General features: G+C 72.8%; 7 protein-coding genes and 1 pseudogene. 6 read left to right on the forward strand and 2 right to left on the reverse strand.

Annotated elements, in window-relative coordinates:
• Positions 1-12: 12 nt before the first annotated feature.
• Positions 13-618 (reverse strand): TetR/AcrR family transcriptional regulator, encoded by a 606-nt coding sequence (locus ACIBW6_RS04035; protein WP_399056320.1) that lies wholly within the window; start codon positions 616-618, stop codon positions 13-15.
• Positions 619-724: 106 nt separating this feature from the next.
• On the opposite strand from ACIBW6_RS04035, the pseudogene ACIBW6_RS04040 reads away from it, so the two are divergent.
• A pseudogene (locus tag ACIBW6_RS04040) lies at positions 725-1,948 on the forward strand (MFS transporter); the annotation flags it as partial.
• A gap of 56 nt (positions 1,949-2,004) precedes the next feature.
• Here the strand turns inward: ACIBW6_RS04040 and ACIBW6_RS04045 are convergent.
• Positions 2,005-2,973, reverse strand: a complete 969-nt coding sequence (locus ACIBW6_RS04045) for an esterase/lipase family protein (RefSeq protein ID WP_399056322.1) — start codon at positions 2,971-2,973, stop codon at positions 2,005-2,007.
• A 592-nt stretch (positions 2,974-3,565) separates the two neighbouring features.
• Between ACIBW6_RS04045 and rph the strand changes: the two genes are divergently transcribed.
• From rph to ACIBW6_RS04070, 5 genes are all read left to right on the forward strand, one after another.
• Entirely contained in the window at positions 3,566-6,190 is a 2,625-nt protein-coding gene (gene rph, locus ACIBW6_RS04050) for a rifamycin-inactivating phosphotransferase (RefSeq protein ID WP_399056324.1), read from the forward strand.
• Positions 6,191-6,238: 48 nt separating this feature from the next.
• A complete protein-coding gene (locus ACIBW6_RS04055) occupies positions 6,239-6,628 on the forward strand; it encodes a thiol-disulfide oxidoreductase DCC family protein (protein ID WP_399056329.1) in 390 nt (129 codons plus the stop codon).
• Between the two features lie 126 nt (positions 6,629-6,754).
• Positions 6,755-7,489: a D-Ala-D-Ala carboxypeptidase family metallohydrolase gene (locus tag ACIBW6_RS04060; RefSeq protein WP_399056331.1), complete on the forward strand. Its 735-nt coding sequence runs from the start codon at positions 6,755-6,757 to the stop codon at positions 7,487-7,489.
• A 54-nt stretch (positions 7,490-7,543) separates the two neighbouring features.
• Complete coding sequence (locus tag ACIBW6_RS04065; protein WP_399056333.1) at positions 7,544-8,443, forward strand: GNAT family N-acetyltransferase; 900 nt, start codon at positions 7,544-7,546, stop codon at positions 8,441-8,443.
• 243 nt (positions 8,444-8,686) lie between these two features.
• A complete protein-coding gene (locus tag ACIBW6_RS04070) occupies positions 8,687-10,246 on the forward strand; it encodes an MFS transporter (RefSeq protein ID WP_399056334.1) in 1,560 nt (519 codons plus the stop codon).
• Positions 10,247-10,334: the final 88 nt, after the last annotated feature.

Here is a 10,334-nt window from a genome sequence, read left to right on the forward strand (position 1 = left end):
GCCCGCGCCGGCTCAATCCGCCGGTCCGGGCCCATCCTGCGCCGTCGCCGCGCCGTCCGCCGCCCGTGGACGGTCGATGACGGCGCGGACGACGGCCGCGACCTCCGCGCGGTCGGTGGGCCGGGGGTCGACGGAGTTGTGGATGGAGAACCCCTCGACCAGCGCGTCGAGGGCCCGGGCGGTCAGCGGGTCGAAGTGCGCGGCCAGCGCCGTCCGGCTGGCCCGCATCCAGGAGCGCATGACCGCACGGAGCTCCGGGTGGCGGGCGGCGAAGGCGTACAGCTCGTAGCTGAGGAGCAGGTTGCGGTCGGTGCCCCACACCTTCCCGCAGATGATCTCCACGACGGCGTCCTGTGCCTCCTGCGCCGTGTGCGCCGCCGCCAGCAGGGCTCCGTAACGCGTGGAGACGGTCTCGGCCAGCCGGGTGAACGCCTCGGTCAGCAGGTGCTGCATGTCGTCGAAGTAGTAGGTGAGGGAGCCGAGCGGCACCCCCGCCGCCGTGGCGATCCTGCGGAAGGTCACCTTGATGGCGCCGTGCTCGGCGATGACGTCGAGCGCCGCGTCGAGGATGCGCTCGCGCCGCCGGGGGTCGTTGGGGCCGCGGGTGGTGCCGGTCATCGCAGGTGTCCGCCTTCTCTTCTCCTCGCGGGTCCAAGTATGTACATTTGTACACGCCCGCTCGGCGCGTACGAGTCCGTCGCCGGCCGCCCATTCTCGCGAACTCCAGCGGAGCCCCTCCTTGTCAGACCGTGCCGTACGCCGTCGCCGTCAGGCGCTGTACCTCTTCTTCTTCCTGCCCGGCATCGCCATGTCCTCCTGGGTCACCCGGACCCCGGACGTCCGGGACCGACTGGGCGTCTCCACCGGACAGATGGGGCTCGTCCTGTTCGGGCTCTCCGTCGGATCCATGGCCGGCATCCTCTGCTCCGGCCGGTGCGTGTCGCGGTTCGGGACCCGGCCCGTCATCGCGCTCGGCACCTCGCTGATCATCGTCGGCACGCTCGTCATCGGCGTGGGCGGCGCCGCTGAGTCCGCGCCCGTCGTCACGGCGGGGCTGTGCCTGTTCGGCGCGGGCATGGGCGGCGGCGAGGTCGCGGTGAACGTGGACGGCGCCGACGTGGAGCGCCTCACCGGTGCCGCCGTCCTGCCCACGCTGCACGGCTGCTTCAGTCTGGGCACCGTCGTCGGCGGTCTGGCCGGCATGGCGGCCACCGCGGCCGACGTCCCCGTCCCCTGGCATCTGACCGCGGTCGCGGTCCTCGCGACGGGACTCCTGCTGTACGCGCTGCGCTCGGTCCCGGGCGGCGTCGGGACCAGCACCGCGCCGACCGCGCAGACCGCGCGCACCTCGCGGGGCCCCGGACCGCAGGTGTGGAAGGACCGGCGGCTGCTGCTGATCGGCGCCATCGTGCTGGCCATGGCGCTGGCCGAGGGAGCCGCCAACGACTGGCTGCCGCTGCTCATGGTCGACGGCCACGGACTCGGCGCGACGGCGGGATCACTCGTCTACGTCGGCTTCGCCGCCGCGATGACGCTCGGCCGGTTCAGCGGCACGTTCTTCCTCGACCGGTTCGGCCGGGCCGCCGTCGTACGCGCGAGCGCCGTCTCCGGGGCCGTCGGCCTGCTCCTGGTGATCTTCTCCGACCAGACCGCCGTGGCGGCGGCCGCCGTGCTCTTCTGGGGCCTGGGCGCCTCGCTCGGCTTCCCCGTCGCCCTGTCGGCGGCGGGCGACTCGGGCCCCGACCAGACCGCACGCGTCTCCCTCGTCGCCGTCATCGGGTACGTCGCCTTCCTGGTCGGGCCGCCGTCCCTCGGCTTCCTCGGCGACCACTACGGGCTGCGCGCGGCGATGGTCGCCGTCCTGGTCTTCGTCGCCTCCGCCGTCATCCTGGCACCGGCCGCGGACACCCGCAGCCGGCCGCGGACGCCGGTGGACGTGGAGGCCTGAACCGGCGGGCGCGCGCTCTCGGTACGGGCCCGCTGCCGCCCCGACGCGGCAGCGGGTCACAGGAGCTGCACGCCGAAGTCCCGGCAGTCGGGCCGGAAGCCCGGCGCGCCGTCCGCCAGGGCGTTCATGGTGATCTGCAGGGTCGGACCGTCGTCGAACAGGCCCATGTGCCCCGCCCGGTCGGCCGGACAGACGTCCTGCAACACCACGTTGTCCACGTGCGTGCCCCGGAGCGCCTGCGTGGCGTACGGCGTGACGACGGCGTCGTACTTCGTCATCACGACCGTGTAGTGGGGACCTTCGGGGACCGAGTCGCCGTCGGCCCACATCTCGCGGGTGTAGTCGGAGGTGCGCGTCTGTTCCACGACTCCGGGGAACCGGCCCACGTCCGACAACCGGGTCACGAACCCCATGAGGCCGAGCTGTTCGCCGAGGCCGACGATGCCGTCGAGGTCCGTGCCGTGCGAGCTGGGCGCCCATCCCACATACGTGTCGACCTTCTTGGCGCCGCCCATCTTCTTCATCCACCACATCGGCACGTTCCCGCCGAGCGAGTGTCCGACGATGTCGACCTTGGGCGAGCCCGTCGCGGCGCGGACCTTGTCCACGAAGGCGTCGAGCCGGGCCGCCGACTCCCGGTTCGGGCCGAGCCCGCCGACGCGCCCCAGGGAGAGGGCGGTGAACCCGTAGTTCATGGCGTAGACGCAGTACCCCGCGTTCTTCAGGCGGGGCGCCGTCTTCACGAAGTTCGAGCCGAAGTTGAAGAAGGTGCCCGGCAGCAGGACGACCGGGTCGGGGTGGTCGGCGCCCGGCCGGCACGACCAGTCGTTGGCACCCGGCACGGCACCGGGCGAGCTCACATAGTTCACCAGGGCCTGCGCCACGCCCCCTTCGCGCAGCGGGCGCGCCTCGTCGGCCGGTGCCGGGGCCGCTGCCACCAGGGCGAGAACGGCGGCGGCGCACACGGCCGCGACGGCGGCCGGACCGGTGCGGCGGCTGCGCGGGGACGGCTCGGTCACGGACATACAGGTCTCCTGGGCTGCGGGGTGACGGGCGGGCCGGTGGGCGCGGCCCAGCCTCCGCGGACCGGAGCAGCGCTCCCGGGGGACGACCGCAGCGGCGCCCGCCCCCGACGGCCTGGGCCGGTGTCCGGCGGCCTGGACCGTGCGGCGGGCGAGCCGCGACAGAAGCCGTCCCCGAGGGGAACCCCGCGTGCGGGAGGAAAGATGCGGGGACGGAGGGTACGAGGAGCGGCGCTCACACCAATGGCCCCTGCCGTGACGGTCGCGGCGGGCGGGTGCGCAGAGGTACGCATCTCCGGGGCGGTCCGCTTCCCGACGACGGTCGAGGTGCGCCGTGGGCGCCAGAGTCCTGTGGCGACGGAGAAAGAGCGAGCCCGAAGGTGACTCGCCTGACGAACAAAGGCAGGGAGATGACTCTCCCTGCCACTATCAACCTATAGCGCACCGGGGGGCTTGCGGCAAGGCCCCCGTCATGCCGCAGAATCCTCGGCCGAGGCCAGGACCTGCGGAGATGAGGGCAAGACGTGCGTGTGTGGGCGAGGTTCGGACCGGTCGGCGCGGTGGGACGGGGCGCGGCCCCCGGGGAGGTGGCGCGATGAGTGAGCCGTACGTGGTGGCCCTCGGCGAGGTCGACGAGACGCAGGTGGCGCTCGTCGGCGGCAAGGGTGCCCACCTGGGAGCGCTGACGCGGATCGAGGGCATCCGCGTACCGGACGGGTTCTGCGTGACGACGGAGGCGTTCGGGCGGGCCATGGCCCAGGCGCCGTCGCTGGACGGGCCGCTCGGTGAGCTGGCGCGCGCGGACCCGGAGGACCGGGCCGCGGTCCGCGGTCTCAGCGCGCGGATCCGGCGGATGATCGAGGACGTCCCCGTCCCCGCCGACGTCACCGCGGCGATCCACCGAGCCCTCGCCCGGCAGGACGAAGGGACCGCGTACGCCGTGCGGTCCAGCGCGACCGCGGAGGACCTGCCGACGGCGTCCTTCGCCGGGCAGCAGGACACGTACGTCAACGTCGTGGGGGCCGGGGAGGTGCTGCGGCACATCAGCCGGTGCTGGGCCTCGCTCTTCACCGAGCGGGCCGTGGTCTACCGGCGGCGCCACGGCATCGACCACGGCGCGGTCCGCATGGCCGTCGTCGTGCAGCGGATGGTCTTCCCGGAGGCCGCCGGCATCCTGTTCACGGCCGACCCGGTGACGGGGAACCGGAAAACGGCCACCGTGGACGCCGGCTTCGGCCTCGGCGAGGCACTGGTCTCCGGGATCGTGAACCCGGACGTCTTCACGGTGCGGTCGGGTGCCGTCGTCGCCAGGAAGATCGCCGTCAAACAGCACGCCGTCCAGCCCCTGCCGGGTGGCGGTACGCGGCAGGTGGCGCTCGGCGCGGAGCGGCGCGAGCAGCCGGCGCTGACGGACGCGCAGGCCGTGCGGCTCGTCGGGCTCGGGCGGCGGATCGAGGCGCGGTTCGGCGGCCCGCAGGACATCGAATGGTGTCTGGCGGACGGCGACTTCCAGTTCGTGCAGAGCCGGCCCGTCACGACACTGTTCCCCGTGCCGGAGCGCGGCGACCAGGAGCCGTACGTCTACGTCTCCGTCGGGCACCAGCAGATGATGACCGACGCCATGCGCCCGCTGGGCATCTCCGTGTGGCAGCGGACGGCGATGGCACCGATGCACGAGGCGGGCGGCCGGCTGTTCGTCGACGCCACCCGGACCCTCTCCTCGTCCGCGGGCCGCGCCGGCCTGCTGGCGATGGTGGGCCGCTCCGATCCGCTGACCAAGGACGCACTGGAGAGCGTCCTCGACCGCGACGACTTCGTCCTGCCCCTCGCCGGAGCCGGCGCGGACACCGGCAAGGCGGAAGCGGGTGCGGGTGGACGGCAGGACAGGCGCACCTCCGGCGACCTCCCGACCGACCCGGCCGTCGTCACCGAGCTGATCGCGCGCAACGAAGCGTCCCTGGCCGTCCTGGAGCGCGACATCCAGGCGGTGTCGGGACCGGCGCTCTTCGACTTCCTGCTCGCGGCGTTCGAGGAGCACAAGCGCGTCCTGGGCGACCGGCAGAGCATGCAGGCGGTCATGGCCGGGATGGAAGCCACCTGGTGGCTCAACGACAAGCTGGGCGAGTGGCTGGGCGAGAAGAACGCGGCCGACACGCTCACGCTCTCCGCGCCCGGCAACGTCACGTCCGAGATGGGGCTCGCGCTGCTCGACGTGGCCGACGTGATCCGCCCGTGCCGCGAGGTCGTCGCGTACCTGCGGGACGTCCGGGACGACGCCTTCCTCGACGGGCTGGCGAAGCTCCCGGGCGGGATCGGGGCGCGCGACGCCATCGCGTCCTACCTCGACCGGTACGGCATGCGCTGCGTCGGCGAGATCGACCTCACCAGGCCGCGGTGGAGCGAGCGGCCCAGCACGCTCGTGCCGGTCATCCTGGACCACGTCAGGAACTTCGGGCCCGGCGCCGCCGCCCGGCGTTTCGAGGAGGGGCGGCGCCGGGCGCGGGCCGGGGAGCAGGACGTGCTGGCCCGGCTGCGGGCGCTGCCGGACGGCGAGGAGAAGGCCGCCGAGACCCGGCGGATGATCGAGCGGGTCCGCACCTTCGTCGGGTACCGGGAGTATCCGAAGTACGGCGTCATCCGCCGCTACTTCGTCTACAAGAAGGCTCTGCGCAGGGAGGCCGAGCGTCTCGTGGACGCGGGCGTGCTCGCCGAGCCGGACGATGTCTTCTACCTGACCTTCGAGGAGTTCCACGACGCCGTACGGACCCGGCAGGCGGACGCGGAGCTGATCCGGCGGCGCAAGGAGGCGTACCGGGTCTTCCGGACGCTCACCCCGCCCCGCGTGCTGACCTCCGACGGCGAGGCCGTCATGGGGGCGTACCGGCGCGACGACGTGCCGCCGGGCGCTCTCGCGGGCGTCCCGGTCTCGGCCGGGACCGTCGAGGGCCGGGCCCGCGTCGTGCTCGACATGGAGCACGCCGATCTGGAGACGGGCGACATCCTCGTCACGGCGTTCACGGACCCCAGCTGGTCACCGCTGTTCCTCGGCATCGCGGGCCTGGTGACGGAGGTCGGCGGCCTGATGACCCATGGCGCGGTGATCGCCCGCGAGTACGGTCTGCCCGCCGTCGTGGGTGTGGAGCAGGCCACCCGGCGGATCCGCGACGGACAGCGGATCCGTGTGCACGGCGGCGACGGGTACGTCGAGATCCTCGCCTGACGGGGGGCGGCCCGCCCCCCTCCCGGCGGGCGGGGTCATCATGGAGACATGGTGACTCGTCCCTTGCTCGTGTTCGACGGCGACTGCGGTTTCTGCACCACCTCGGTGCGGTTCGCGGAGCGGTACGTGCGGCCTCGCTGCGCGATCGTCCCCTGGCAGTTCACGGACCTGGAGCCGCTGGGCGTCACGCAGGAGCGGGCCGAGTACGAGGTGCTCTGGGTGACCCCGGCCGGAACGGTGTACGGGGGCGCCCAGGCCGTCGCGAAGGCATTGTTGAGCGCGCGGGGCGCCTGGCCGGTGCTGGGCGCCGTGCTGACGCTGCCGCCGGTGCGCTGGGTCGCCCACGGCGTCTACCGGCTGATCGCCGACAACCGGCACCGCCTGCCCGGCGGGACGGCGGCCTGCGCGGTCCCGGGCCGCCGCCCGCACACCTCGTAGCGCCCGTCCGCCGGCCGGGCGCGAGGCCCAAGTCCCCCTCGCGCGGGCCCTATTGACGCGCGTAGCCGGAGCCGGGCAGTGTCGGTGGCCCCGCACCTCTCCGCATCTCTCGCCCCGGGAGGCACTGTGCTCCGACGGAACCTTCGCGCGCTGCTCGCATTTGTCATGCTCGCATCATTAACGGTGCTCGGGACCGCGGTCACCGCGGGCACGGCGCACGCCGACGAGTGCTACACCTGGAACCGGTCCCTCAGTCAGGGCGCGAGCGGCGAGGACGTGCGACAGCTGCAGATCCGGGTCGCCGGGTACCCCGGATACGGCGCCGTCATCGCCGTGGACGGAGCCTTCGGCCCGGCGACCAAGGCCGCCGTCACCCGTTTCCAGCAGGCCTACGGCCTGCCCGCGGACGGCATCGCCGGGCCCCAGACCTTCAGCAAGCTCTACGCCCTCCAGGACGCGGACTGCACGCCGGCCCACTTCACCTACGCCGAGATGAACCGCTGCAACGCCGACTGGTCCGGCGGTGCCGTCTCCGCGGCCGCCGCCAAGGCCAACGCGCTCCAGCAGATGTGGAAGCTGGAGGCACTGCGGCACGCCCTCGGCGACCGCGCCCTCACCACCAGCAGCGGCTTCCGCTCCCAGGCCTGCAACAACGCCGCGGGCGGCGCCGCGAACAGCAACCACCTCTACGGCCGCGGCATCGACCTCATCGGGACGCCGTCGTACTGCGAGATCGTCAAGCAGGCCAGGAACCACGGCTTCAACGAGATCCTCGGACCGGGCTACCCCGGCCACAGCACCCACGCCCACCTCGGCAGCCAGAGCTCGCGCTACTGGTCGGCGTCCTCCTGCGGCATCTGACGCCCATCCCGAGCGCCCCTGGTTCGTCCGTCATTCTCTGACTAAGGTCAGAGAATGACCGACGAGCAGGTGGACCAGGTACGGCGCTTCAATCGGACGGTCGCGGAGCGCGTGGGCGTGCTGCACGACCAGTACCTCGGCGGCGCGCGCCCCTACGGACAGGCCCGGCTGCTCTGGGAGCTCGGCGGCGAGGGCGCGCACGACGTGCGCAGCCTGCGCGACCGCCTCGGCCTCGACTCGGGATACGTGAGCCGCCTCCTGCGGGCCCTCGAGCGCGACGGGCTGGTCGACGTCGCACCCCACCCCCGGGACCGCCGGGTCCGCACGGCGCGGCTGACGGACGCCGGACACGCGGAGCGTGCCGCGCTCGACGGCCGCAGCGACGCACTCGCCGCGTCGCTCCTCGCCCCTCTCGGTGCCCGGCAGCGGGCGCGGCTGACCTTGGCCATGGCCGAGGTGGAGCGGCTCCTGACCGCCTCGGTCGTCTCCCTGGAAGTGCTCGACCCCGGACACCCGGACGCCGTGCACTGCCTGAAGGCGTACGCCGCGGAGCTCGCCTCCGTCTTCCCGGACGGCTTCGACCCCGCGCACAGCCTGCTGCCGGACCCCGGCGAGCTGCGCCTGCCCCGCGGCCTCTTCCTGGTGGCCCGGCTGCACGGCACGCCGGTCGGCTGCGGCGGGCTCAAGCTGCCGACCGGCGCGCCTGCGGAGATCAAACGCCTGTGGGTCGGCCCCGGCGTCCGCGGGCTCGGCCTGGCCCGGCGCCTCCTGGCCGAGCTGGAGGAACGCGCCGCCGCGCACGGCAGCGACCGGGTGCGGCTCGACACGAACAGGGCCCTGGAGGCCGCCACCCGGCTCTACCGGAGCAGCGGCTACCGCGAGGTGCCCGCCTTCAATGACGAGCCGTACGCCCACCACTGGTTCGAGAAGCGACTCACCGGCAGGCAGCAGTAAATGCGAAATGCAAACGCGACACGGACATGTGACGCGCGTCACACCACCTGATCGCCTCTGACCTGCGTGGAAGGAGCGAGGAGCGGGCAATCGAGGCTCGCTGAAGGTGTTCACCTTTCTGTCCGGGCGATGATGCGCCGCCGCCTCAGGGGGCGCATTCTCGGTCGTGAAGGTCGACGGCGCCGACCGGGAGGGACCGGTCGCGCCCCGCCCGGCAGGAAGCCAGAGGAAGGAAGACCGTCCGTGAGCGCGGAGACGACGCAGGCGGCAAGTGACAGCGAGCCGGAGTGGGACCCGGAGGCGGTACGCCGCCACCGAGGCCTGTTCCGGGCGATCGAGCGGCGGCGCAACCCCAAACTGCGCCGCAGTGACATCACGGTGACCGAGGAGCCCGCGGTGCGGCGCGCGGTAAAGGCCGCGATGCTCGGCAACGCGATGGAGTGGTTCGACTTCGGCATCTACTCCTACATGGCCGTCACGCTGGGCAAGGTGTTCTTCCCGTCGGGCAACCCGACGGCCCAGACCCTCGCCTCCTTCGGCGCCTTCGCCGCGGCCTTCCTGCTGCGGCCCATCGGCGGCTTCGTCTTCGGGCCCCTCGGCGACCGCATCGGCCGCAAGAAGGTCCTCTCCCTCACCATGATCATGATGGCGCTCGGCACCTTCGGCATCGGCCTGGTGCCCTCGTACGCGGCCATCGGGATCTGGGCGCCCGCCCTGCTGCTGCTCTTCCGCGTCATCCAGGGCTTCTCGACCGGCGGTGAGTACGGCGGCGCCGCCACCTTCATCGCCGAGTACGCGCCCGACAAGAAGCGCGGCTTCTTCGGCAGCTACCTGGAGTTCGGCACCCTCGCCGGGTACGTGGGCGCGGCCGGCCTCGTCACCATCCTCACCACGTTCCTCGACGACGGCGCCATGACCTCCTGGGGCTGGCGCGTGCCCTTCCTCGTCGCGGGCCCGCTCGGCCTGATCGGCCTGTACATGCGGCTCAAGCTGGAGGACACCCCGGCCTACCGGGAACTGGAGCGCGAACAGCAGACCTCCGAACGCCCGAAGTTCCGCTTCGGCCCGTTCTTCCGCGACCACTGGCGCGCGCTGCTGCTCTGCATGATCCTCGTGGCCGCGTACGACATCGCCGACTACGGCCTGCTGTCGTACATGCCCACCTACCTCACCGACGAGCTGGACTACGGCTCCACCGCCGGGCTCGTCGCCCTCGTCATCGTCATGGTCGTGCTGATGTGCCTCGTGCACCCGCTCGGCAGCCTCTCCGACCGGGTCGGCCGCAAGCCCGTGCTCCTCGCCGGCATGGCCGGTTTCGTCGTCCTGACCGTGCCCGCGTTCCTGCTGCTGCGCACCGGCGGCCACGTGGCGATCTACGCCGGTCTGCTGCTGCTCGGGCTCTGCCTGCTGACGTTCCTCGCGACGATGTCCGCCGTCCTGCCCGCGCTCTTCCCGACGGAGGTGCGCTACTCGGCGCTCGCGATCTCCTTCAACGTCGCCGGATCGCTCTTCGGCGGCACCACGCCGCTGGTGATGGAGGGCCTGACCAGCGCCACCGGCAACAACCTGATGCCGGCGTTCTACATCATGGCGGCCTCGGTGGTCGGCGCCGTCGCGGTCCTGGGCATAAAGGAGACCGCCCGGCAGCCGCTGGAGGGCTCCCCGCCCGCCGTCTCCACCGCGCAGGAGGCCGGTGACCTGGTCGCCGCGCAGTACGTCCGCGGGCCGCTCTCCCAGTTCCCGGTGGAGGCCCCCGACGGCCCGGCGGCCACGGACCGCGGCGCTCCGGAGCCGGTCGCCTAGGGCGTGTTTTGAAAGTCCCGTCGTCCGCCCGAAGGGCGGGCCCCGCGGCGTCCGGTGCGTGCGATCGCAAGGCGCCGGAGCGTCCTAA

The organism is Streptomyces sp. NPDC049813 (genome assembly GCF_044465085.1).
Classification (GTDB): Bacteria; Actinomycetota; Actinomycetes; order Streptomycetales; family Streptomycetaceae; genus Streptomyces.

Coding starts and splice junctions, on each gene's coding strand:
- ACIBW6_RS04035 (WP_399056320.1), bottom strand. CDS start 618: ATGACCGGCACCACCCGCGGCCCCAACGACCCCCGGCGGCGCGAGCGC.
- ACIBW6_RS04045 (WP_399056322.1), bottom strand. CDS start 2,973: ATGTCCGTGACCGAGCCGTCCCCGCGCAGCCGCCGCACCGGTCCGGCC.
- rph (WP_399056324.1), top strand. CDS start 3,566: ATGAGTGAGCCGTACGTGGTGGCCCTCGGCGAGGTCGACGAGACGCAG.
- ACIBW6_RS04055 (WP_399056329.1), top strand. CDS start 6,239: ATGGTGACTCGTCCCTTGCTCGTGTTCGACGGCGACTGCGGTTTCTGC.
- ACIBW6_RS04065 (WP_399056333.1), top strand. CDS start 7,544: ATGACCGACGAGCAGGTGGACCAGGTACGGCGCTTCAATCGGACGGTC.